The organism is Pseudoalteromonas sp. SG45-5 (assembly GCF_014164085.1).
In the GTDB taxonomy this organism is placed as follows: domain Bacteria; phylum Pseudomonadota; class Gammaproteobacteria; order Enterobacterales; family Alteromonadaceae; genus Pseudoalteromonas; species Pseudoalteromonas aliena.
The window spans coordinates 1-23,082 of record NZ_JACJEM010000056.1; the positions used below are offsets into that span (position 1 = coordinate 1).

Below are 23,082 nucleotides of genomic sequence, written 5' to 3' on the forward strand. Positions count from 1 at the left end.
CTAAAACAACCCATTTCTTTGTTGTAAATTTCGCAAAGGGAACAACCATTTACATCAATTTACGCCTAGAACTGAATTATTTTTTCGGCGTAAAATTTAGATCACATACTTAATGGAATTGGTATTACTATTTCTTCGGTTACAGATAACCAATTAGGTAATACCAAAAATCAACGTAACGAGCAGGGTTTATTGGTAATTCAAGCGCGATTATTTAGCATTTAATTCAGTTAATGGTTTTAGACAACAAAGGGTCTTCGATTTTTCAAAAATTAAGGCATTCAATCTACCGACAGGTTTAAGTAATGCTTGATAGTAAGGTCAATGTCTGCTTATTACGAAAAAATCGCTAAAGTCACCTTAAGTTGATTATTTGAGTTAATTTTATGTTGAGCTGGTTAACTAGCCGTAATAGTATACGGCTAATTTTAATTGGTACTTCTATATGTTAGCAAGCAGGGCCATTTTTATTACGTGCACTGGCAAGCTGTCTTGCGATTTCTAATAACGCTGGTGAAATATCTTCAGCGCCGTCTTTAATTAGTTTTGTAACATCACCTGACGAAAACAAACCGTCACGTGGTGATTTAATACCTAACTCACGAACAAAATCCTTCGTTTTACCTGTGCTGCCTGTTTCAATAAACTTAAAAATAATACGTTCATTGTTGTTTTTAGCAGGTGCTTTTAGCGTTTCGATTTCGTCATGTATTGCAGTTAGTTTGTCTTCTAAAATTTCTATACGTTCTTGAATGCTATTGTATGATTTCATTTATTGGATCTTTTACTAAATATATTTAAACAATGGCGGCTATTATCGCATAGTTTGACAATAGAGAATGCAAACCTATAAAGTAAAAGTTATTTTTAATTAAAAACAATAATTTATATAAGTTTAAATATGCAAAAAATACTTAAAAAGCTTTTTATGTTAAGTGCACTAGCTCTAAGTGCATCATTAATAAGTACATCAGTAATAGGCGCAACAAGCTATGCAAACGATGGCGTTATAACTGATGAAAGCCGTAATCGCACTATTCCTATCAATATTACATTGCCAAGTAACAATGCTGAGTGCACTGAACAAGTAAAATGCCCTGTAGCGTTTATTAATGCGGGCTACGGGATTAGCCATAACGAATACACGTTTGCTAGTAATGTGTTTAATCAGCGTGGATACTTAACAATAGCCGTTGCACATGAACTAAAAACCGACCCTGACCTTAATCGTGAGCAGCCTTACTTAACAACACGTATGGAAAACTGGCACCGTGGCGTAGTAACGCTTAAGTTTTTAGTTAATGAGCTATCGAGTAAATACCCAGCGTACGACTTTACAAAACTCACCTTATTTGGGCATTCTAATGGCGGTGATATTTCCGCATTATATGGCTCTATTTATCCAAACGAAATTAGCACTATTATTACGCTCGATCATCGCCGCATGTTGATCCCACGCAATAAAAACATTCGCGTGCTTACACTACGCGGTAATGATTACCCAGCTGATGCGAATGTATTATTAACGGCAGAGGAGCGGGGTGTTTATACTGTTAAGCAAATACTCATAGAAAAATCGCGCCATAACGATATGTATGATGGCGGACCAAAATGGCTGGTGGATAGAATGAGTAAAGAAGTAGGGGCGTTTTTAGATAATTAGCCAAGATATAATCAAGCCAACTTTAAGCTGGCTTGATATATAAAGGTTTAAGCTGATGTAGAATTTTGAGTGGTATTAAACAAAGCATGTATATTATTGCAGGTTACCCTTGCGGTGTAGCAAACTGTTTTATTGGTCGTTCTTTTATCTCCATATCTTCAGTAGGAATAGCTAAAAGTGAATATCTGGTTCTTATGGTAATGATATCAGCAAATTTACCGTTAATGTACAAGTTGACGAACGGTGTAATCGTACTTACTAAGTATTTTTTTTCAGGGTTTAAAGCAAACCTTTCTTCCATGCCTTTTAGCTCAATAAACTTTACTTCAAGCGGTTCGAACTCTATAGAGGATAATTGTTTGTGGGCACGCCGCCGTCCTTGTATAGGTTGTTCAGGGACTTTTGCACCTGGATTTTTCGCTCTTAATGAGAAGTATTCATCCGCTTCATATATAAACATTGAGTTTAAGTCGATTCCCTGCTTATCGAAAGCGAGAGAGCTTAGCTTAACTTGGTAAGGCGTAGTATTCGCCAATCTTATACTAGTGATACATTTAGTATTTAGATGACAAAATGTATAAGAGGATGTAGCAATAGGACCTTCGATAATTTCTTCAGAGTTGGCAAAAGTAGAGTAACTAATTAAAAGAAATATAATATTTACTAAAATTTTCATTGAGCTGCTCGCACTGCATTTTCAAAAAGATATGCCGAATATAGTAAGGTATCTCTGTCTTTATTAGTTTGATAAATCTGTGTATTTTGAGCAATGAAATTCAGATCCTTTAAAGCCGTTCTTGCGTTATAAGCTGTATCTTCAGAAGTCCAGACTGCGTGGCTAAACTCATGAACAATAGTATCTACTTTTCCATCTGTACCCGCTTTAAAAAAACTATTACCAAACCCAATAATACCATGTCTATCGTAATAAGTTGCACCACCATATACAGCGCATTTATAAAGTTTTTGTGGGGTCGAACTCATTGCATCTACTAAGACTGGATACTTTACGTGCTTGACGAATTAAAAAGGTTCTTGTTGCTTCAAAATTTGTAGGGTTTAACCATATTGCATCATAATTTTTTTGAATTTTTCTTTATCCTTTTTATCTGCGTTGGTTGGATTGTTTAGTCTTTTAATAAATGCTGTTAATGCTTTTGGAGTTAAGAGCATAGCTATTTTAACTTGTTTCAGCTCAGATAGAGTTAACTCGATACCTGTTTTGTTTGTTACTTCGTAAATTGAAAAGTTATTGCGTTCGTAGTAAGTATTTTTATTCATACCGATCCTTGATTATTAAATATTACTGTAAACTACTAAAGGTGTACCTATTATTCAACCACTATATTTAATTTTAGAGTTTAAGTTTGCTTTATTAACAACTTAATATAACGCAGTAATAACTGCGCTATATTAATTTTACGGCAGTTATTCTACCAGTTCACTTACAATAACCGGGTTGTTATGCAGTGTTTTATGCACAGGGCATTTGTCGGCTATTTCGAGTAAACGCTGGCGTTGTGGCTCTGTTAAGTCGCCACGTAAGGTGATTTTACGGGTAATGGCCTCAAGGTTACCTGTTTGTTCGCAGTCGTTGCAATCCTTGTTGTAATCGCGAGTGTGATCAAGCTCTACTTTTACATGCTCCAGTGGTAAGTTTTTACGTGTAGCGTACATACGCAACGTCATTGCCGTACAAGCACCAAGCCCTGCTAATAAGTGATGATACGGATCGGGACCTAAGTTTTTACCGCCTACTTTTATTGGCTCATCTGCAAGCCAAGTATGATCTTTTGTACTTACGTGCTGAGTAAATACATGGTCTTTTTCTTCAACAAGTACATTGCCACCCGTTAAACTTGCCGTGTATTTAGTTTTGTCGTACTTAACATAACGGTTTGCCCACGTTGCAATTATTTGTGCTGCGTAGTCGGCATCGTTTTTATTTGTTAAAAGGTGATCAGCGTTATCTAGGCTAATAAAGCTTTTAGGATGCTTAGCTGATGCATAAATTTTTTCAGCTTCACTAATATTTACAGTCGCATCAATAGGGGAGTGCATTACTAATAATGCGCGCTTAAGTTTACTTATGTGGCTTTTATCGTACTTGGCTATATCGTCAATAAATTGCTTTTTAATGGTAAATTCACGACCAGCTAAGTTAACTTTAGCTTCACCTGCTGCGTTAATTTCATCAAGGTGTGCTTCAAAGTTATGCGCTACGTGCTGCGCATCTGACGGTGCACCAATGGTTGTAATAGCCGATACTTCAGGAATATGCTCAGCAGCAGCAAGAACGGCAGCCCCGCCTAAACTGTGGCCAATGAGTAGTTGCGGCGCTGCAAAATGCTCACGTAAATGATTTGCCGCTGATACTAGGTCTTGAATGTTTGACGAAAAATTACTGTTAGCAAAATCACCATCGCTATTGCCTAAGCCTGTAAAGTCAAAACGCAGTACCGCGATACCTTGTAGTGTTAATGCGCGGCTAATCCGTGTGGCTGCTGCTATGTCTTTACCACACGTAAAACAGTGGGCAAATAACGCGTAAAACTTAATATCGCCAGACGGGCGTTCAAGTTGGCCGGCAAGTTCTAAATCACCGCTTTTAAAAGATACTTTTTGTCGCATGAGAAGCCTTATTTACACAAATAAAATATATTCTAATAATAGACCAGAGATAGTTACTAAACCTTGCAAATTCAACGTTTTTTTGTAAATTGATCTTGATCAAACCAAGCGATGGTGGCGCAGCTTTGCGGACATATGTCCTTATGTTTTTGAGGTCATTTGTCTATCCTCACATAGCGCTATAATGAAGGCTTTGCTACTTTATATAAGTAATTTAGCACTATTGAAAGCAACTCACTTCACACAACCTATTCACTGGAACGTACAATGCAATTACCTACTGTTGATTATAAAGCTCCCGATGCGGCTGCACAATTTGTTGAATCGTTAAGAAATACTGGATTTGGCGTTTTAAAAAACCACCCAATCCCACAATCTTTAGTTGAGTCTATTTACAAAAATTGGCAAGACTTTTTTAACTCAGAGCAAAAGCAGGACTTTTTATTCTCTAAAGACACTCAAGACGGTTACTTTCCGCCTTCAGTATCTGAAGTGGCGAAAGGCTTTACAATAAAAGACATTAAAGAGTACTTTCATGTGTACCCTAAAGGTCGCGTTCCTGCCCAGCTTGAAGCTGATGTACGTGAATACTACCGTTTAGCAAGTGAATTTGCGGGCACGTTGCTAAGCTGGGTTCAGGCTGAAGCGCCAGCTGATGTACGCGCTAAATTTTCGATTGATTTAAAAGACATGATTGCCGATTCGGAGCAAACATTATTACGTATCCTACATTACCCACCAATGACGGGTGATGAAGAACCAGGTGCTATTCGTGCGGCAGCCCATGGCGATATTAACCTATTGACTGTATTACCAGCTTCTAATGAGCCTGGTTTACAAGTTCAAAAAACAGATGGCGGTTGGTTAGACGTGCCATGTGATTTTGGCAGCTTAATTATTAATATTGGCGACATGCTACAAGAAGCGTCGGGCGGGTATTTTCCATCGACAATTCACCGTGTAATTAACCCAACGGGTAAAGCATCTACTAAATCGCGTATTTCACTACCGTTATTTTTACACCCGCATCCAGATGTTGTGTTGTCAGAGCGCTACACGGCAGATAGCTACTTGCAAGAACGTTTGCGTGAGTTAGGTGTTAAGTAACTCTAATACTTAGAGTAATTAAGTATAAACAAAAAACGGCCTATGGCCGTTTTTTGCATTTTGAGCAACTTGAGCGAAGGTTTAATTTTAATAAACTATGCTCAATTGCCTGCAACGCAAATAATGGCATGCATTCTTAGCTACTACAGGTATAATGCGCGCAACTGGCTAATGTAGCCTTATTTAAAAGAGAGTTTATATGAGTTTTGAAGGTTTAGGTTTATCACAGTCTTTGGTTAATGCGGTTTTAGAGAAGGGCTATGAAACGCCAACGCCGATTCAGGCTCAAGCAATTCCTGCAATTATTGAACGTCGTGATGTTATGGCGGCTGCGCAAACAGGTACTGGCAAAACGGCTGGTTTTACATTACCACTTATTGAGCGTTTGTCGTCGGGCCCTAAAGCTAAAAGTAATCACGTACGTGCGCTTATTTTAACGCCTACACGTGAACTTGCTTTGCAAGTAAGTGAAAACGTTGAAGAGTACGCTAAGCATTCAGATGTGAGCTCGTTTGTAGTTTACGGTGGCGTTAAAATTAACCCACAAATGCAGCGTCTTCGAAAAGGTGTTGATATTTTAGTAGCAACGCCAGGTCGTTTAATTGACTTACATAATCAAAATGCAGTTAAATTTGATAGCGTTGAAGTGCTTGTACTCGATGAAGCTGACCGTATGTTAGACATGGGCTTTATTCACGATATTAAACGCTTAATTGCTAAAATGCCTGCTAAACGTCAAAACTTGATGTTTTCGGCAACATTTTCTGATGAAATTCGTGCACTAGCAAAAGGGCTAATTAATGACCCTGTTGAAATTTCAGTTGCTGCAAAAAATACCACAGCTAAAAGTGTTACTCAGTGCGTTTACGCGGTAGATAAAACACGTAAAACAGCATTGCTAAGCCACTTGATTCGCACTAACGATTGGCAACAAGTGTTAGTATTTAGCCGCACAAAGCACGGTGCTAACCGCTTAGTTAAACAACTAGAGCGCGATGATATTGTAGGCGCGGCTATCCACGGTAATAAATCACAAGGCGCACGTGTTAAAGCACTTGATGGTTTTAAAAGTGGTGAAGTACGTGTACTAGTAGCAACAGACATTGTTGCACGTGGTTTAGACATTGTTGAATTACCGCATGTTGTTAACTACGACTTACCAAACGTATATGAAGATTACGTTCACCGTATTGGCCGTACAGGCCGTGCTGGTGCATCGGGTCATGCGATTTCGTTTGTAACAACAGAGGATGCTGTTGATTTATACGGTATTGAACGTTTTATTGGCGAGCTTATTCCGCGTGCTGAAGAAGACGGTTTTGAGCCTATTAACCCAGTAGCTGAACGCGCATTAGATGCTCGTCCGTTACCGGCTAAAAAGCCTAAGAAAAAGCAGCCTTTTAATAAGCCTAAATCTGATAGCAGCAAGCCTAACAGCAAAAAGCCAAATAATGGCGGTAATGGTACCGGCCCACGCCGTGGTGGTTCTAAAAAGCCAGCAGCTAAAACAGATGATAACGCGCAAAACCCATGGGCAAAGCGTGAATCTGTTGGCGGTAATGGCCAACGCCGTCGTCGCACAAATAACGATTAATGATTGTATTGGCGTTTAATTAATTTAGAATTTAGTTAAAGGCTGATACAAAAAACGCGCTCCCTTCCTGATAGGAGTAGCGCGTTTTTTATTGCCTGTAATTTGTCATGAGCTGATTAAATAGTTAATGGCCAAGCCTACAAATAAAGTAACACTTACGCTAAGTAGTGTACCGAGCATGACGTACTCGGTAAGTTTTTTATCTTTACTTGCACTTAAATCACCAAACCTAAATACTGACTTTGCAGCAAGTAAAAAACCAAGCCCTGCAAATTGGTCAAGCAATATAAAGCTCAGCATAAGTACACGTTCCAACATACCAATGCTTTGACCTGCAAGCGGTAAGCTACCAGTACTTGAAAAGTTACTTGTTAAACGCTCTAACATCATTCTTATAAATACGGCGCAGGGGCTTAAAATAATTAAATAACCGCATACCACCCAGAGTATTTTGGGATCAGTGAGCATATTATTAATTGCTGCCATAAAGCTACTGTTATCAGTTAACCAAATACTGAGCGCAATAATAACGAGTATGTGCGCTATTTGATCTAGTAAAAAAGGCACCACGCCTTTATTAGAATATGATTTAGCTATATCAATAAAGTAATGGCTCACCATAATGCTCGCCGTGGCAATTAAAACACTGCTTAATTGCTGCCACCCAAATGTGTATTCCCACACGGTAATAATGAGTGCACTTGTTACACCATGCACTAGTACATGAAAATAAAGCTTATTGGCTTTAAAGTGGCGAGTGTTTCTGTCGTTTACCCAACTCATAGGTTGCCAGTAAAAATCAGCGAGTAAGTGGCCAATAATAAGCGCGACCAGTAAAAGTGAAAACGTCATTATTCACATCCTTTAATTATATTTTTTATAACGTGTTGTGTGTGCTTAATAAAGCGTTCTATAAGTTGGTAGTGCGCTAAATTTAGCAGCTTAGTTATATTTTCACGGCTGGTTTTAAGCTCTTTAGCCATTGCAGCGTGGCTGTTGTTTGGTGATGTTAAATAGACATAAAGGGCATTTGCTTGTTTTTGCGTGATTTTAGTGAGCAATACGTCAGCAAAGGCTAAATTAAGATTTAAGCTTTCATCGAGCTGCTGCTCATTAATACTAAAAACAAAGCGTTGGTTACCTATTTTATCAAGGGCTTGCCCCGAAAAGGTAAAGGCAGAGCCGGTTGCTGTTTTTATATCGCTGCGTGGGTTATCTATTTGCCCAAGCGCTAAGCTTTGGCGTAGCTCATAACCTGAGGATTTAAGGTGTAAATACACTAGTATGGCATTTCTAAAAAGGTGCTCAGGATTATTAACTTGTAACTGAAAGGCATCGCCTCGATATATATTCCAAAGTGTTTGCTCACCCGAAATATTTCGCAAACTTTGCTCTAGTTGGTAAAGCATGGCATCGTATTGCTGCTTAGGGATAGTTTGCGATTTAATAATATCGCCGCTGATCACACCAATCATAAAAATCTCAAAATAGTTACTTTTTAATATGTAACCAATATTGGTTACATAAGGGTAAGTAACTAATTTAGGTTACTTAAATATAAATTGCAAGGTACACTTATTTTAATTGCTATTAATCCTCACTAGGACACTAAATGACGTTACAAAACGAGCAGCAAAGCACGAAACCACGAGTCGGTATTTTTGTTGATGTACAAAATATTTATTACACGTGCCGCGAGAGTTACGGAAAAAACTTTGACTACAATGCGTTTTGGCGCGTAATGCAGGCGCAATACAATATTGAATGTGCTTTTGCATATGCAATTTACCGAGGGGATGAAAAGCAAAATCAGTTTCAAAATATTTTGCGTGCGATTGGTTTTGAGGTAAAGCTAAAGCCATTTATTCAACGCCGTGATGGCAGTGCTAAAGGCGATTGGGATGTAGGCATAACAATAGATATGTTAGAGCAGGGTAAAAATCTTGATAAGGTTATTTTGCTCTCTGGCGATGGTGACTTTGCTTTGTTACTTGGGCATTTAAAAAATCAATATAATGTACCGTGCGATGTTTATGGTGCCGACAGGTTAACCGCTGAGGTATTAAAACAAAGCGCAGAGCAATTTCATTTAATTGATAATACTTTGCTACTTTAACAGCAAAAAATAGTTAAAAAAGTGCAAGCTAAGTGCCTGCAACATGAGAGATTTTAATACAAAGCCGTAATAGGTGAATTAAGCCTTATATAGGCTTTTTTATTACTGTAATCAATTGGGTTTACTAAATGATTATGGTAATTTTAAAGCATAACGAGTTACCAAGGACTTACATGCTTCATTACAGCAACATGCCACTAGACAGAGGCTCAAATTTTCGCAAAGACCCATCGTGGCTTAAAGCGCAAATGTCGGCGCAAAGTAAATGGGTTTTAGTTAAAAATAATCAAACCCTATTTATTAAAGATACCCCAAAAGTAAGCTATTTAAGATATCAACAAGTGGCCCATTTAGATTTAACGAGTGCTATTTTTGTTGGTTTAAACAATGCTAAACAGGGTGTGTTTGCACTGGATGTCTCTGATCTGGATGAAAGCGTACTTTCGCCTTTAATAGAGGACGCGCAGTTTTTTGACATTCGCCAATATGGGCCTCAAGTGACCATTAAATATGCCTCAATAGCCGCCCTTGCGAGAGGTTTATGTTATTGGCATGCCACGCATCGTTTTTGTGGACGTTGTGGTAGTAAAAATCGTTCAGTGGAAGCTGGGCACTCTCGGTTGTGTGAAAACGAAAACTGTAAGCATCCTACATTTCCGCGCACCGATCCTGCGGTAATTATGGTTGTTACTAAGGTATTTGCTGATGGAGTAGAGCGATGCTTGTTAGGTCGCCAAGCTGCGTGGCCTGCTGGTATGTATTCGTCGCTTGCTGGGTTTGTAGATCCTGGGGAGACACTTGAGCAAGCCGTTGCGCGTGAAGTTAAAGAAGAGGCTGGTATAGAGGTTGGAAACGTACGTTATGTTGCATCTCAGCCATGGCCGTTCCCATCGTCCATTATGCTTGGTTTTTTTGCAGAGGCAACGTCTGAACAAATTAACGTAGATAAAGAAGAGCTAGACGATGCAAAATGGTTTAGTCGTGAAGACTTAGCACAATTTGGTAATTGGCACGAAGAAGGTGAGCATTTAAAGCTGCCTAGAACCGACTCTATCTCTCGTTATTTAATTGAGCATTGGCGTACAAACCCTTAAGGATTAACAATGTCGAGTAAAAGTAATAAAAACACTCAGCTGGTATCATCAGGGCGCAAAAAAGCCTATACACATGGCGTAGTAAACCCCGTTGTACAGCGTGCATCTACCATTGTATTTGATACCGTAGCCGATTTAAAAGAAGCGGCTAAAACCCGTGGCGATAAAACGTTATTTTATGGGCGCCGAGGGACAACAACACACTTTGCGCTACAAGAAGCGATTACAGAACTTGAGGGCGGCGAAGGGTGTGCATTATATCCCTGTGGCGCAGCAGCGATCAGCCAAGTGTTATTATCGTTTTTAAAAACCGGTGATCATATTTTAATGGTTGATAATACATACGAACCTACCCGCGATTTTTGCGATAAGATTTTAGCCGGATTGGGCATTACAACAACCTTCTACCCGCCAACCATTGGCGCAGGTATTAAAGATTACATTCAGCCAAATACCAAAGTATTGTTTTTAGAGTCCCCAGGTTCTATTACGATGGAAGTGCAAGATGTGCCTGCTATGGTAAAAGTAGCCAATGAGCATAACGTAATGACCATACTTGATAATACCTACGGCAACGGTTTGCATTATCGTCCGCTAGAGCACGGTGTTGATATTAGTATTCAGGCTGCAACAAAGTATATTGTTGGCCATTCAGACGTGATGATGGGTGTAGCTGTTGCTAATAAAAAGTACTGGCCAACCTTGCGCGAAAACTCGTACTTACTAGGGCAATGTACCAGTGCCGATGATGCGTATTTAGCGCTTAGAGGCCTGCGTACAATGGGTGTGCGTTTAAATCAACATGAAAAAGCAGCAATAGAAGTAGCTAAATGGCTTGAACAACATGAGCTTGTTGATCATATTCGCCACCCAGCATTCGAAACCTGCCCAGGGCATGAGTTTTTTAAACGTGATTTTGATGGCAGTAATGGGTTGTTTTCATTTGTCATGAAAACCGGTAATCAAAAAGCGATTGATGCATTTTTAGATAGCCTTGAGCATATTAAAATGGGCTTTTCGTGGGGCGGTTTTGAAAGTTTAGTAACAGCTAATTTAACTATGAAAGGGCTGCGTTCAAATACAGGTTGGGATTTAGGCCCGGTTATTCGCTTGCATATTGGTCTTGAAGATGTTGAAGATTTAATTAGCGATTTAAGCCAAGCACTTGAGGTTTATAAGCAGCATTTATAATTTATATCGCAATTTATGCTGTTACATTTAAATGTATTGTTACAAAGCTCACCATAGGTGGGCTTTTTTTTGCTGGTAATTCAAGGTGTTTACACTTAGTGTGGATAAATACACAGAAAATAAAAAGTCATTAAGGATAGTCAATGGCAACACCATTACCGATAAACGTAGGGCGATTAACGCAAATAGCGGGATTTGAGCTTGTACGTATGTTTTTAACTAAACGTGGACTTATTGCATTAGCTGCCTTTGCATTGGTGTGGCTAATAATACTGCGCTACCCAATAGGGCAGGCAGTAGGCATTGTAAGTGCGCCCGATTTTGAGCAAATAGCCCGTGATATATCAGGTTCTATTGGTTTAAGTAAATTATTGGATTGGCCTGAGGCCGAATTTGCTATGTATTGGCTAATAGCGCTTTATAGCTTTCCCGTTTTTGGTTTATTTATTTGTAGCGATCAAACAGTAGGCGACAGAGAGCGTGGCACACTGAGGTTTTTATCACTGCGCTCCACTCGCTTTGAAATACTGTTTGGCCGTTTTTTAGGGCAGCTAGCGGTATTAGCCTGCTTAGTGGGCATTACTCTTGTGGCTACGCTCGCTGTACTAGGATTTAGAGATCCAAGTTTACTGGCAGGTGGTTTTGCCCGTGCACTTTCTATATTTTTTATATTAGTGATTACTCTGTGTCCATTTGTAGCACTTATGACGTTAATAAATACCTTTGCTCGCTCATCGCGTTTATCTATCGTGCTGGCAATTTTATACTTTGCGGCAGGTGGTATTGTTGTGGGCATATTGCAATGGCAAATACCCGCATTTAGTATGCTTGATTATTTATTTCCGGGTGTGCAAATAGAGCTATTAGCGGGGCAAAATTTACCATTATTAAGCGCTGTGGCTATTCCCCTTGTGCAAACTGCGGTGTTACTAAGCGTTGCTCAACGTATTTTTGCAAGGAGCTCACTATGAGACCATTAATTACAGCTCGCGGTTTGAGTAAATCGTATGGTGCAAAATTGGCGCTTAATAATGTGGACTTTGAGATTAATAAAGGTGCGCCAGTGGCGCTTGTTGGGCCAAATGGTGCGGGTAAAACCACCTTATTTAGTTTGTTGTGCGGCTATATAGCGCCAAGTAAAGGCAGCCTTGAAATATTAGGGCATAAACCAGGGAGCGCTGCTTTATTTAATAAAGTAAGTGCATTACCGCAAGACGCGCAACTTGACCCTCGTTTTAGTATAGATAAGCAACTTGCTTTTTATGCAAAGTTACAAGGCATGGGGGCCAAGCAAAGCCAAACCGAAGCACTACGTGTACTTGATTTAGTGGGATTAAAAGAAACTGCAAAGCAGCGTGCAGGGGACTTATCGCACGGTATGCGTAAACGTGTAACGATAGCGCAAGCACTTATTGGCTCACCAGAAATTGTTATGCTTGATGAAGCAACGGCAGGGCTTGATCCGATTCATGCCAGAGAAGTGCGCGAGCTGGTATCTGAATTAAGTGAACAGGCTACTTTTATTTTAAGCTCTCACGATTTAACTGAACTTGAGCGACTATGCTCACAGGTACTTCATTTAGATAAAGGTGTACTAAGCGAACATCAAACAAAAACTAATAATACCGATAAACACTTTTATACATTAATGCTCAGTGAAGCTTATCAAAATGTTGAGCAACAGCTTCAAGCAATTACTGGAGTGAGTCGCGTATATATGAGTCAACATAAAGAGTATGTTATTGAATATCAGCCAACAGACGAGCCGCTTGATGTTATATTGCTAAATTTTTGTCATCAGCATAACTGGCAATATAGACAATTAGTTAATGGCCATACACTAGAAAACCAAATATTTAAGCAAGAAAGCATATAAAGATTAATAGTGAGAAGGCAATAACGTTTATTTTAGACAAATTATTGACGACAAAAACAAAAGTAGAAATAAAGTAGTGCACAATATATTTTTTTTACTGATTAATAATTATTTCTATGGTCAAAGTAGGTGTAATTAGCTTTAAAATTAAGCTAATTACACCTTTGAGGGTTATTAAAAAAAGCTTAATAAATTAAATAAAAGGTAATGTGGTTTGAATTTATACCTAAAAAAAGTATTTTTTACTAAAAAAAATTTAAATTAGTAAAAATTTTAACTGCGGTAATGCTATTAATGAAGTTTATCGGATAATTGAAAAAGAGATCACTTTAGCTGCAAACTGTACCGTATTTACTGGCTTTTCAAATCATACTTATTGCAAGTAGTTGTTGACTCAATGTTACAACTACTTTAAATTAACATTTGCTAATATTTCATTACAAATACTTCATTAAAATCAGGTTGTTATATAACCCGTCATTCAGTTTTCATTCATTTTTTAGGCGTTAGGATGCGCCCCGACTTGAGCTACACAGCTTAAGCATAAAAAGTAATATTCATAGGGAAATTTCAGAATGAAAAAATTAGCCGTTATCATTTCAAGCATTTTATTATCAAGCGCTGCAACCACTGCAATGGCAGCAGATAGCTACCAATCAATTAGCAATTTAGGCTACCAATACACAGACAGTAATAATGATGATCAATTTAAAATTGATTCTACGTATTATTTTTCTCCTAAAAAAACATTAGGTCCGTACGATCAATTTGAATACATTAACAAGCAAAGTAACGTTTATGGTGCTTACACTGATAACGATGCTGGTGATGTAACTGCGATCGGTGGTGAATACTTCTATAAAGATGTTGTTGTTGGTGCTTCTTACGAAAACAGTGATTTTGGTTCAAACAATGAGTCTTACTCATTAACTGCGGGTTATTTTTTCAACCCAGATTTACTTGCAAAAGTAAAATTTGTTGATAATAACGATGGCGATAATTATACATTATTTTCATTAGCATATAACCACATGCTTAATGACACAGATTACGTTGGCGTAACTGTTGAGTCAGATGATGATTTTGATTCTCGTTCAGTAGCAGCTAAGTACTTTGTTGATTTACAACAAGGCAACTTTTTAACGGTTGAAGGTACATTTTTAAGCCTTGATGAAGCTGATGATCACTGGAATGTTGAAACAAATTACTACTTCAGTAAAGCGACATCAGTATTTGCATCTTACGATAAAGAAGATGCTTACAGCTTTGGTGCACAACACTTCTTTAACCACAACATCGGTTTAAAAGTAGGTTACGGAAACAACGCTGATGACTCTGATAACGATACTTACTTCGCTAACATGCGTTTTCAGTTTTAATTAAGTTTTAAACTTATTTAAAACAAAAGTAATATTGAAAAGCCCGCTAATTTAGCGGGCTTTGTTGTTATTAGATAAGTGCATTATTACCAGCCGCAGTTGCGGCCTTCATTTTGCTTATCTAAGTATGTTTGTAATGGCGCAAAGTAATCGAGCATTGCAGTTGCATCCATCTGTGGTTTACCTGTTATGCTTTCAAGCGCTTCTTGCCAAGGTCGAGATGAGCCCATTTCAAGCATGGCGTTTAGCTTTTCGCCGGCTTCTTTTGAGTTGTAAATAGAGCAGCGATGAATCGCTTTATCGTTACCGGCAATTTCACATAAACTGCGATGAAACTCAAATTGTAAAATATGCGCTAGAAAATAACGAGTGTAAGGCGTATTACCTGGAACGTGGTACTTAGCACCCGGATCAAAGTCGTTTTCGCTACGTGCAATAGGGGCTTGTACTCCTTGGTATTTTTCACGCAGTTCCCACCATGCTTTATTGTAGTTCTCAGGTGTTACTTCACCTGAAAATACCTGCCAGCGCCACTGATCAACCATTAGGCTAAAGGGTACAAAGGCAACTTTATCGAGAGCCATTTTCATTAGTAAACCGATGTCTTTTGATTCATCTGGAACTTGTTCAAGCAAACCAATTTCTTTTAAATATCCAGGCGTAACAGATAAAGCAATGGTATCGCCAATGGCCTCATGAAAACCATCGTTAGCACTTTCTTGGTAAAATAAAGGTTGTTTGTTGTACGCACGCTGATAAAAGTTATGGCCTAACTCATGATGAATAACTGAAAACTCTTCGCCTGTACGCTGAATACACATTTTAATACGCAAATCGTCTTTGCTGTCGATGTTCCATGCTGATGCATGGCATTGCACATCTCTATCTTTTGGTTTGATAAACAGTGAGCGTTCGTAAAATGTAGTTGGCAATGCATCAAAGCCCATTGAGGTAAAAAAGCTTTCAGCTCCTTTTACCATTTTGAGTTCGTCATAGTCATGCTTTGCTAGTAATTCGGTTACGTCATAACCCGGATCAGCGTTTTCTGGAGCAACGACATCGTAAATATTACCCCATGCTTGCGCCCACATATTACCAAGTAAGTGCGCTGGAATAGGTTGATTTTGTGGTACTTTGTCTGTGCCATATTTTTCGCCTAACTTAGCGCGAACATGGCAGTGCAGTGAGTTATATAATGGTTTAACTTGGCCCCAAATACGATCAAGCTCGGTGGTGAAGTCATCAGCAGGCATATCGTATTTACTGCGCCACATCGCGCCGGTATCGACATAACCAAGCTCTTTTGCTCCTTCGTTTGTCAGGACTACTTGTTGCGCGTAAAGTGGGCGCATTGGCTTTGATATTTGACGCCAACCTTGCCATAAATCAAGTAGTTCGTTGTAATTTCGGCTGGTGGCCATTGTAGATGTCATGTCGCCTAGGCTCAAACAGCTGCCATCTTCTTTGCAGTATTTACCTTTACCGTATAAACCACCAAGTTGTGCAACAATATTTGAAAGTTGTGCTGTTTTATCTGCGTCTTGTGGTGCTGGCAATGTAAGGGCTAGTTTTAGTTTATCAAGTTTTCGGCGGGCATCGTAATCAAGGACGAGTGTATCGTATTTAGCCGCTTCGTTGGCTAAGCGCACAACAGTTTCGGTCATTTTACGATTAACCTCAGCAGATAAAGCTGACGTATCGTGAGTAATAAAGTTAGCGTAAATCCACTCTGCCCGACTTGACTCTAAATAAAGTGCACTGAGTTCTTTCTCGGTGTTTGCAATAAATACGTTAGCATCTTTAGCTGTAACAGCTTTTTTAGTGTGTGCTGAGTCGGTGGTGTCTATGGTTATTTCTGCGTCGCAGGCAACTAAAGCAAGAGTACTTGCGACCATTAAGGCGCTTATACTCAGCTTATGGCGAGGTGTGTTCATCGTATTTATTCCCTTCGTTTATTGTTATTTAGAGTGATGATAATAACAGTGAACTTTCAAAGAATAAATGAATGCGTTGGGGCGATTGAGGGATTTCGCAATGATTGTATTTAAATCAGGATAGGTCATAATTGAATCACTATTTAATTTAATGTGTAAGGAATATACGCATGTCGGTATTTATCATTTTACTGGTTGTGGTGGTGGTTATTTTTGCAGTTAAAGATATTCGCCTAAACCTGATCAGTCGTCCTACATTTAAAATGTTTAAAAAGGTGCTTCCGCCATTATCGCAAACAGAGCGAGAGGCAATGGAGGCCGGCGATGTTTGGTGGGATGGTGAACTATTTAGTGGCAACCCCGATTGGCAAAAGCTACATCGCTTTCCTAAACCTGAATTAAGCGATAAAGAAAACGCATTTATGGCTGATCAAGTAGAGACTTTATTGGCAATGCTTGATGATTATCAAATTGTACAAAAAGATAAAGACTTACCAAAAGAAGTGTGGAATTACCTAAAAACGGAAGGTTTTTTTGCGCTGATCATTCCTGAAAAATTTGGTGGTCGTGAGTTCTCAGCAATTGCTAATTCAACGATAGTGTCAAAAATTTCGACTAAAAGTTTAACTGCTGCAGTGACTGTTATGGTGCCAAATAGCTTAGGCCCGGGCGAGTTACTCCTTCACTATGGTACTAAAGAGCAGCAAGACCGTTGGCTACCAAGTTTAGCTAATGGCACAGATGTGCCTTGTTTTGCGTTAACGGGACCAGAAGCGGGCTCTGATGCGGGCAGTATTCCTGATTCAGGCGTGGTGTGTATGGGGGAGCACAATGGCGAGCAGGTGATGGGTCTGCGCTTAAACTGGTCAAAGCGCTATATTACACTTGCACCGGTGGCTACAGTACTAGGCTTGGCATTTAAAATGTATGATCCTGATGGTTTGTTGGGTGATAAAAAAGAGCTGGGTATTACGTGTGCGCTTATACCAACAAATCATCCTGGCGTTGAAACGGGTGAACGTCATTATCCGCTTAATATGGCCTTCATGAATGGCACAACGTACGGTAAAGATGTATTTATACCACTGGATTGGATTATAGGTGGGCAAGAATGCGCAGGGCGCGGTTGGAGAATGCTTGTTGAGTGTTTAAGTGCTGGTCGTGGTATATCGCTGCCTGCATTAAGTGCGGCTACAGGTCACTTGGCATCAAAAATGACATCGGCTTATGCAGTGGTGCGCCAGCAGTTTAGTGTATCTATAGGGCAATTTGAAGGTGTGCAAGAGGCACTTGCGCGTATTGGTGGTTTAACTTACGCACTTGAGTCGTGCAGGCTAATGACAGCAGGTGCGATTGATTTAAAGCTAAGTCCGTCAGTTGTAACCGCAATTGCTAAATACCATATGACCGAAATGGGGCGTACGGTAATGAACGATGCAATGGATATTCATTCGGGCAAAGGGATTCAAGTTGGCCCAAATAACTATTTAGCGCATGGCTATATGGGGATTCCTGTATCGATTACGGTAGAAGGCGCGAATATTTTAACCCGTAATTTAATGATATTTGGCCAAGGTGCCACGCGCTGCCATCCGTTTGTTTTAAAAGAAATGGAAGCCGCTGCAATGGAAGATGATGACGCAGCACTTGGGCAGTTCGATAGTTTATTAATGAACCACATACTATTTGCTGCAAGTAATGCCAGCATGGCATTTGTGCATGGCCTAACACGCAGCTATTTTGCTAAAGCGCCCGTGAGCGGTGAAACCGCAGTTTATTATAAACAATTGACTAGAATGAGCCGAGGTTTGGCTATTTGTACCGACGTTGCAATGCTAATGCTCGGTGGTGAGCTTAAGCGAAAAGAAATGATATCGGCACGTTTAGGTGATGTGCTGAGCCATTTGTATTTAGCATCAACCGTTTTAAAGCGTTACGAAGACGAAGGACGCCAACAAGCAGATTTACCCTTTGTTAAATATGCAATTGAGAATTCACTATTTGAAATTGGCCAAGCATTTAATGGCTTCTTTAAAAACTTTTCAAACCCTGTTGTTAATTTTACCCTTAAACGCATCGTGTTCCCTGTGGGTAATCATTACCACAGACCAAGTGATGAAATAGCGCAAAGTATTTGTGAGCACATGACTCAACCGGGTGTGTTTCGAAACCGCTTAACACATTTATGTTATGTAGACGAAAATGCGGGTACGGGGGTGATGGAAAATGCATTTTTGGCAATGCATGACATGCAAGCGCAGTTTAAAGACTTAAAACAATGGCAACGTAAGGGCAGTGTGCCTGCAACGCTTGATATTGAAGGTGCGATAAACTATGCACTTGAAAATAAGTTACTCGAACAGGCTGACGCAGATGCAATGCATCATGCTAATAAATTGCGAAAACAAGCCATTGCGGTTGATAACTTTAAAGCAGGTGAGCTTTGAGCGAGTACTTAAATAACCTGAACTCTGGATAATAAATCTATCTCGAGCAGCTATCTTTAGCGCTAACCGCGTTGAATTTACGTGCAATAGGCCAGCTATTGACGCGTAAATTCGCCTTGTTTTCACTGAAAATCTCTTAACCAGAGCTCAGGTTAAATAATAATTAAAATACAAAAGGCCTTATAAATATAAGGCCTTCTGCTTAAGTCTGTTTATCGTGCGTAAGGGTCGGCAAGTATTTTATCTACATACCATTTGCCTTTTGTATGTATCATATTTACGCTGCGCATCTCATCAACTTTTTTGCCATTAATATAACCGGTAAAAACAATATTAATTTTAGCTTTATCACCGTATTGTTCACGTAAGCTCGTATTCGATCTATCAACCTCAATAATCACTTCATCGTATTGCATGTTTATTAAGTTGCGCGCAAACTGTTTTGCAGTACCGTAGGATTTCATTATACGAGTAAGCCTAGGCGTTGCGTAAGCAGTGGCTTTTTGTAAGTCTTGTTGATTATATAATGCATCAAAGTAAGCGGCTGCTGAATCACCAGGACTGTCACTGGATACTTTAACATCGTCATTACACCCCAAAGTGAATAGACAGATTATTAGGCTAAGCAGGGTTACTATTTTTTTCATCATCATCGTTATAGTTATTTATTCAGTTTTTAAAGTGTGTAATTAAATAGTGAAGATGTAAAGAGGACGGGAAAGATTGGCTGTGAATATTTTTAATAAATAATAAAAAAGGATGCAAAAGCATCCTTTTTTACAAAATGTTTTATTGAACGAGCTCTTGTTCACTAAATTCCTCATCAAACATTGGGCTTGATAAGTAACGCTCAGTAGCACTTGGTAAAATGACGACGATGTTTTTATCCGCATTTTCTGGCTTTTCGGCAATGCGTTTGGCTGCAACAACGGCAGCACCTGACGAAATACCGACTAAAATGCCTTCTTTTTTCATTAACTGATGCGCCATTGCAATTGCATCTTCGTTAGATACAAGCTCTGCACCATCAATTAGTGTCATATCTAGGTTACCAGGAATAAAGCCTGCACCAATGCCTTGAATTTTATGAGGGCCAGGCTTAATTTCTTCTCCTGCAAGCGTTTGGCTAATAACGGGAGAATTAGTTGGCTCAACGGCAATAGATTTAACGTTTAGGCCTTTTTCTGTTTTAAGGTAACGGCTAACACCGGTAATTGTACCGCCAGTACCCACACCCGCTACAAAAAAGTCTACTTTACCATCAAGGGCATCATAAATTTCAGGGCCCGTTGTTTCAAAGTGAATCTTAGGATTTGCCGGATTTTCAAATTGCTGTAATAAAATATATTTATTAGGTGCGGTTGCTTGAATTTCTTTTGCTTTTTCAATTGCGCCGTTCATACCTTTTGCACCGTCGGTAAGTACTAGGTTTGCACCTAGTGCTTTTAATAGCTTGCGACGCTCTAAACTCATGGTATTTGGCATAGTCAGCGTTAACTTGTAACCACGTGCTGCTGCAACAAATGCTAAAGCAATGCCTGTATTTCCAGACGTTGGTTCGATAAGTTCTTTATCTTTCGTTAGCTGGCCTGATTTTTCAGCTTCCCAAATCATTGATGCACCAATACGGCATTTGATACTAAAGCTAGGATTACGAGATTCAACTTTAGCGTATACATTCCCACCTGTAACACGGTTAAGTTTTACCAGCGGTGTATTACCGATGCTTAGTGAGTTATCTTCAAAAATAGTAGGCATAATGTTCCTTTGGATACAATCTGATCAACGTATTAGCAGCCTATGCTACTAACTATATAGACACACTTTACTGGGAGTTAAAAAAAACTAAAGTAAAGTTTGGCTATAACATATATCTATTGAGCTTATAACTAAGTGAAATAAAAATCCACAATAGCCGGCACTTTAGTTATTAAAGGTATGTGCAGAGGTCGCGCTTATTTTATTAGCATTTGAAATGCGGATGAAATCTATTCATTTACCCTATATTATCTTCAAAATCTTCATGTGTTGTTGATTATTTGTGCGAATGAACCACCGTTGAACAGTTTTATGACACAAGCTAAGTAAAACATGATAAAAACACGTATCTAAATTCAATAAAGCAATCACAATGAAGTTAATCTTAAAATTAATTGCCGGTATTGTTGCCGGTATTCTGGTCGGACTCTACGTACCAATTACGGGTGTTGAACTTTTATTTACGGTAAAAGAGCTGATAGGTCAAATTATCTCTTTTACTATTCCGCTTATTATTTTGTTTTTTATTGCATCGGGTATTGCAGGCCTACCAAAAGGGTCAGGGCACTTACTTGGCAAAACAGTCGGGTTTGCTTATAGCTCTACAATTATTGCAGGTACGCTTGCTTTTTTATTAGTGAGTGCTGTTATCCCATTTTTAAGTGGTGGCATAACATTTGAATCAGAAATCGCAACAGAAATAGGTAGCTTTATAGATTTAGAAATTCCACCACTTATGGGGGTTATGACCGCATTAGTTACTGCCTTTGTATTTGGTATAGGTATGAGTCAGCTAGAATTAGACACACTTAAAAAAGTGTCCGATCAGGGACGTGATGTTATTGATGGGCTTCTGTCAAAGGTAATTATTCCTGCTTTACCATTTTATATCGCGGGCGTATTTGCGGAAATGACAGTAGCGGGGACGGTGGTTGATACGCTGCAAACATTTGGTGTGGTACTAATTGCAGCACTTGTTATGCATTGGTTATGGTTAAGTGTTTTATATATAGCGACAGGTATCTTGCTTAAACGCAATCCAATCGAATTAGTGAAAAATATGCTACCTGCTTACTTTACGGCATTAGGGACTATGTCGAGTGCGGCAACAATTCCGGTATCACTGCAATCAAGTAAAGCAAATAATGTAAAAGAAGATGTAGCTAACTTTACTGTGCCGCTTTGCGCTACTATTCATCTATCTGGATCAACGATTACAATAGTAACTTGTGCAATGGCTGTTATGTTTTTATCGCCAAATATGGCAGTACCTTCATTAATGGAGATGATGCCATTTATTATGATGCTAGGTGTCGTTATGATTGCAGCCCCTGGTGCGCCAGGTGGGGCCGTCATGTCGGCGCTTGGGCTATTAACAAGCATGCTTGGCTTTAATGAAGGCGCAGTTGCATTAATGATTGCACTTTATTTAGCACAAGATAGCTTTGGTACTGCGTGTAATGTAACAGGTGATGGTATCATTGCATTATGGGTTGATCGTTTTAGCGATAAAAAATCATCTTAAACTATTAGGTTGAGGCAATAATATTAGTTATTGTCTCGCTTTATCTCTGTTTGTATGGCAAATTAATTTATTAAATTGCGTGTTGTTAGGTAAATGAGGATGTTCCATTGATTAATGTACTTTTAGTTGATGACCATGAACTTGTACGAACAGGAATCAAGCGTATTCTTGATGACGTACGAGGGTTTAAAGTAATTGGTGAAGCTAAAACTGGCGAAGAGGCTGTGCAGTTCTGTCGTCAGCATGCGCCAAACATCGTATTAATGGATATGAACATGCCAGGTATGGGCGGATTAGAAGCGACTAAAAAGATTTGCCGCTATTGCCCTGATGTAAAAATCATTGTGCTTACTGTTAATTGTGAAGACCCATTTCCGAGCAAGGTAATGCAAATTGGCGCACATGGCTTTTTAACCAAAGGTGCAGGCTCTGACGAAATGGTCCGCGCTATTCGCTGTGTTCATGCTGGACAACGTTATATAGCCCCAGAAATTGCACAACAAATTGCATTAGCGCAAGTGACAGGTCGTACCGACGAAAACCCTTTTCAGAGTTTATCTGAGCGCGAACTACAAATTATGCTTATGATCACCAAAGGTGAAAAAGCACAAGATATAGCTGAGCGTTTAAACTTAAGCTCTAAAACAGTAAACAGTTATCGCTATCGCATGTTTGAAAAGCTAAATGTGGGTGGAGATGTTGAACTGACCCATTTGGCTATTCGTCATAAAATGATTGATATAGACGTGTCGTACTAATCATAATCT

22 protein-coding genes are annotated in these 23,082 nt (G+C 39.2%); 12 read left to right on the plus strand and 10 right to left on the minus strand.

The window, feature by feature from the left end:
* Positions 1–448: 448 nt before the first annotated feature.
* The gene (locus tag H5119_RS16315; protein ID WP_182702983.1) at positions 449–772 is read right to left on the minus strand and encodes a hypothetical protein; all 324 of its coding nucleotides are present in this window, start codon (positions 770–772) and stop codon (positions 449–451) included.
* 129 nt (positions 773–901) lie between these two features.
* Here H5119_RS16315 and H5119_RS16320 point away from each other — a divergent pair, with 129 nt between their 5' ends.
* Positions 902–1,663 (plus strand): alpha/beta hydrolase, encoded by a 762-nt coding sequence (locus H5119_RS16320; protein WP_182702984.1) that lies wholly within the window; start codon positions 902–904, stop codon positions 1,661–1,663.
* Between the two features lie 103 nt (positions 1,664–1,766).
* Here H5119_RS16320 and H5119_RS16325 read toward each other — a convergent pair whose 3' ends face one another.
* The 4 genes from H5119_RS16325 to H5119_RS16335 form a co-directional block, all read right to left on the minus strand.
* Positions 1,767–2,339, minus strand: a complete 573-nt coding sequence (locus H5119_RS16325) for a hypothetical protein (protein WP_182702985.1) — start codon at positions 2,337–2,339, stop codon at positions 1,767–1,769.
* Positions 2,336–2,647, minus strand: coding sequence for a M35 family metallopeptidase (locus H5119_RS20545; RefSeq protein ID WP_259398983.1), 312 nt, complete (start codon positions 2,645–2,647; stop codon positions 2,336–2,338). The genes H5119_RS16325 and H5119_RS20545 overlap by 4 nt, the downstream gene beginning before the upstream one ends.
* Positions 2,648–2,722: 75 nt before the next feature.
* Entirely contained in the window at positions 2,723–2,944 is a 222-nt protein-coding gene (locus H5119_RS20550) for a hypothetical protein (protein ID WP_259398984.1), read from the minus strand.
* Between the two features lie 147 nt (positions 2,945–3,091).
* The gene (locus H5119_RS16335; RefSeq protein WP_182702986.1) at positions 3,092–4,294 is read right to left on the minus strand and encodes a bifunctional alpha/beta hydrolase/OsmC family protein; all 1,203 of its coding nucleotides are present in this window, start codon (positions 4,292–4,294) and stop codon (positions 3,092–3,094) included.
* Positions 4,295–4,561: 267 nt separating this feature from the next.
* Here H5119_RS16335 and H5119_RS16340 point away from each other — a divergent pair, with 267 nt between their 5' ends.
* Positions 4,562–5,401, plus strand: a complete 840-nt coding sequence (locus H5119_RS16340) for an isopenicillin N synthase family oxygenase (RefSeq protein ID WP_077537554.1) — start codon at positions 4,562–4,564, stop codon at positions 5,399–5,401.
* Between the two features lie 199 nt (positions 5,402–5,600).
* The gene (locus H5119_RS16345) at positions 5,601–6,995 is read left to right on the plus strand and encodes a DEAD/DEAH box helicase (protein ID WP_008139081.1); all 1,395 of its coding nucleotides are present in this window, start codon (positions 5,601–5,603) and stop codon (positions 6,993–6,995) included.
* Positions 6,996–7,100: 105 nt separating this feature from the next.
* Here the strand turns inward: H5119_RS16345 and H5119_RS16350 are convergent, their stop codons facing one another.
* Positions 7,101–7,847: a DUF3307 domain-containing protein gene (locus H5119_RS16350; protein WP_182702987.1), complete on the minus strand. Its 747-nt coding sequence runs from the start codon at positions 7,845–7,847 to the stop codon at positions 7,101–7,103.
* A complete protein-coding gene (locus H5119_RS16355) occupies positions 7,847–8,470 on the minus strand; it encodes a hypothetical protein (protein ID WP_182702988.1) in 624 nt (207 codons plus the stop codon). Before H5119_RS16355 ends, H5119_RS16350 begins: the two co-directional genes overlap by 1 nt.
* A gap of 137 nt (positions 8,471–8,607) precedes the next feature.
* Here H5119_RS16355 and H5119_RS16360 point away from each other — a divergent pair, with 137 nt between their 5' ends.
* The 6 genes from H5119_RS16360 (at position 8,608) to H5119_RS16385 (ending at position 14,651) form a co-directional block, all read left to right on the plus strand.
* Positions 8,608–9,111, plus strand: a complete 504-nt coding sequence (locus H5119_RS16360; protein ID WP_010555312.1) for an NYN domain-containing protein — start codon at positions 8,608–8,610, stop codon at positions 9,109–9,111.
* Between the two features lie 173 nt (positions 9,112–9,284).
* Complete coding sequence (gene nudC, locus H5119_RS16365; protein ID WP_182702996.1) at positions 9,285–10,205, plus strand: NAD(+) diphosphatase; 921 nt, start codon at positions 9,285–9,287, stop codon at positions 10,203–10,205.
* Between the two features lie 9 nt (positions 10,206–10,214).
* On the plus strand, positions 10,215–11,396 hold the full coding sequence (locus tag H5119_RS16370) for a cystathionine beta-lyase (protein WP_182702989.1): 1,182 nt from the start codon (positions 10,215–10,217) through the stop codon (positions 11,394–11,396).
* 143 nt (positions 11,397–11,539) lie between these two features.
* Positions 11,540–12,367, plus strand: coding sequence for an ABC transporter permease (locus H5119_RS16375; protein WP_182702990.1), 828 nt, complete (start codon positions 11,540–11,542; stop codon positions 12,365–12,367).
* The gene (locus H5119_RS16380; protein ID WP_182702991.1) at positions 12,364–13,272 is read left to right on the plus strand and encodes an ABC transporter ATP-binding protein; all 909 of its coding nucleotides are present in this window, start codon (positions 12,364–12,366) and stop codon (positions 13,270–13,272) included. Before H5119_RS16375 ends, H5119_RS16380 begins: the two co-directional genes overlap by 4 nt.
* A 575-nt stretch (positions 13,273–13,847) precedes the next feature.
* Positions 13,848–14,651, plus strand: a complete 804-nt coding sequence (locus H5119_RS16385) for a putative porin (protein ID WP_077537560.1) — start codon at positions 13,848–13,850, stop codon at positions 14,649–14,651.
* A gap of 86 nt (positions 14,652–14,737) precedes the next feature.
* Here H5119_RS16385 and H5119_RS16390 read toward each other — a convergent pair whose 3' ends face one another.
* The gene (locus H5119_RS16390; protein WP_182702992.1) at positions 14,738–16,585 is read right to left on the minus strand and encodes a M2 family metallopeptidase; all 1,848 of its coding nucleotides are present in this window, start codon (positions 16,583–16,585) and stop codon (positions 14,738–14,740) included.
* Between the two features lie 170 nt (positions 16,586–16,755).
* On the opposite strand from H5119_RS16390, the gene H5119_RS16395 reads away from it, so the two are divergent.
* On the plus strand, positions 16,756–19,032 hold the full coding sequence (locus H5119_RS16395; RefSeq protein ID WP_182702993.1) for an acyl-CoA dehydrogenase: 2,277 nt from the start codon (positions 16,756–16,758) through the stop codon (positions 19,030–19,032).
* Between the two features lie 212 nt (positions 19,033–19,244).
* Here the strand turns inward: H5119_RS16395 and H5119_RS16400 are convergent, their stop codons facing one another.
* Together H5119_RS16400 and cysK are read right to left on the minus strand one after the other, a co-directional pair.
* Positions 19,245–19,679 (minus strand): hypothetical protein, encoded by a 435-nt coding sequence (locus H5119_RS16400; RefSeq protein ID WP_077537563.1) that lies wholly within the window; start codon positions 19,677–19,679, stop codon positions 19,245–19,247.
* Positions 19,680–19,821: 142 nt separating this feature from the next.
* Positions 19,822–20,790, minus strand: a complete 969-nt coding sequence (cysK, locus tag H5119_RS16405) for a cysteine synthase A (RefSeq protein ID WP_182702994.1) — start codon at positions 20,788–20,790, stop codon at positions 19,822–19,824.
* Positions 20,791–21,163: 373 nt separating this feature from the next.
* Between cysK and H5119_RS16410 the strand changes: the two genes are divergently transcribed.
* Both H5119_RS16410 and uvrY read left to right on the plus strand, forming a co-directional pair.
* On the plus strand, positions 21,164–22,315 hold the full coding sequence (locus tag H5119_RS16410) for a dicarboxylate/amino acid:cation symporter (protein ID WP_077537565.1): 1,152 nt from the start codon (positions 21,164–21,166) through the stop codon (positions 22,313–22,315).
* A gap of 107 nt (positions 22,316–22,422) precedes the next feature.
* The gene (gene uvrY / locus H5119_RS16415; RefSeq protein ID WP_007377972.1) at positions 22,423–23,073 is read left to right on the plus strand and encodes a UvrY/SirA/GacA family response regulator transcription factor; all 651 of its coding nucleotides are present in this window, start codon (positions 22,423–22,425) and stop codon (positions 23,071–23,073) included.
* The last annotated feature ends 9 nt before the right edge of the window (positions 23,074–23,082 follow it).

Excerpts from the sequence above, each read along its gene's own strand:
- H5119_RS16315 (WP_182702983.1), bottom strand. The coding sequence starts at position 772 with ATGAAATCATACAATAGCATTCAAGAACGTATAGAAATTTTAGAAGAC.
- H5119_RS16320 (WP_182702984.1), top strand. The coding sequence starts at position 902 with ATGCAAAAAATACTTAAAAAGCTTTTTATGTTAAGTGCACTAGCTCTA.
- H5119_RS16325 (WP_182702985.1), bottom strand. The coding sequence starts at position 2,339 with ATGAAAATTTTAGTAAATATTATATTTCTTTTAATTAGTTACTCTACT.
- H5119_RS20545 (WP_259398983.1), bottom strand. The coding sequence starts at position 2,647 with ATGAGTTCGACCCCACAAAAACTTTATAAATGCGCTGTATATGGTGGT.
- H5119_RS20550 (WP_259398984.1), bottom strand. The coding sequence starts at position 2,944 with ATGAATAAAAATACTTACTACGAACGCAATAACTTTTCAATTTACGAA.
- H5119_RS16335 (WP_182702986.1), bottom strand. The coding sequence starts at position 4,294 with ATGCGACAAAAAGTATCTTTTAAAAGCGGTGATTTAGAACTTGCCGGC.
- H5119_RS16340 (WP_077537554.1), top strand. The coding sequence starts at position 4,562 with ATGCAATTACCTACTGTTGATTATAAAGCTCCCGATGCGGCTGCACAA.
- H5119_RS16345 (WP_008139081.1), top strand. The coding sequence starts at position 5,601 with ATGAGTTTTGAAGGTTTAGGTTTATCACAGTCTTTGGTTAATGCGGTT.
- H5119_RS16350 (WP_182702987.1), bottom strand. The coding sequence starts at position 7,847 with ATGACGTTTTCACTTTTACTGGTCGCGCTTATTATTGGCCACTTACTC.
- H5119_RS16355 (WP_182702988.1), bottom strand. The coding sequence starts at position 8,470 with ATGATTGGTGTGATCAGCGGCGATATTATTAAATCGCAAACTATCCCT.
- H5119_RS16360 (WP_010555312.1), top strand. The coding sequence starts at position 8,608 with ATGACGTTACAAAACGAGCAGCAAAGCACGAAACCACGAGTCGGTATT.
- nudC (WP_182702996.1), top strand. The coding sequence starts at position 9,285 with ATGCTTCATTACAGCAACATGCCACTAGACAGAGGCTCAAATTTTCGC.
- H5119_RS16370 (WP_182702989.1), top strand. The coding sequence starts at position 10,215 with ATGTCGAGTAAAAGTAATAAAAACACTCAGCTGGTATCATCAGGGCGC.
- H5119_RS16375 (WP_182702990.1), top strand. The coding sequence starts at position 11,540 with ATGGCAACACCATTACCGATAAACGTAGGGCGATTAACGCAAATAGCG.
- H5119_RS16380 (WP_182702991.1), top strand. The coding sequence starts at position 12,364 with ATGAGACCATTAATTACAGCTCGCGGTTTGAGTAAATCGTATGGTGCA.
- H5119_RS16385 (WP_077537560.1), top strand. The coding sequence starts at position 13,848 with ATGAAAAAATTAGCCGTTATCATTTCAAGCATTTTATTATCAAGCGCT.
- H5119_RS16390 (WP_182702992.1), bottom strand. The coding sequence starts at position 16,585 with ATGAACACACCTCGCCATAAGCTGAGTATAAGCGCCTTAATGGTCGCA.
- H5119_RS16395 (WP_182702993.1), top strand. The coding sequence starts at position 16,756 with ATGTCGGTATTTATCATTTTACTGGTTGTGGTGGTGGTTATTTTTGCA.
- H5119_RS16400 (WP_077537563.1), bottom strand. The coding sequence starts at position 19,679 with ATGAAAAAAATAGTAACCCTGCTTAGCCTAATAATCTGTCTATTCACT.
- cysK (WP_182702994.1), bottom strand. The coding sequence starts at position 20,790 with ATGCCTACTATTTTTGAAGATAACTCACTAAGCATCGGTAATACACCG.
- H5119_RS16410 (WP_077537565.1), top strand. The coding sequence starts at position 21,164 with ATGAAGTTAATCTTAAAATTAATTGCCGGTATTGTTGCCGGTATTCTG.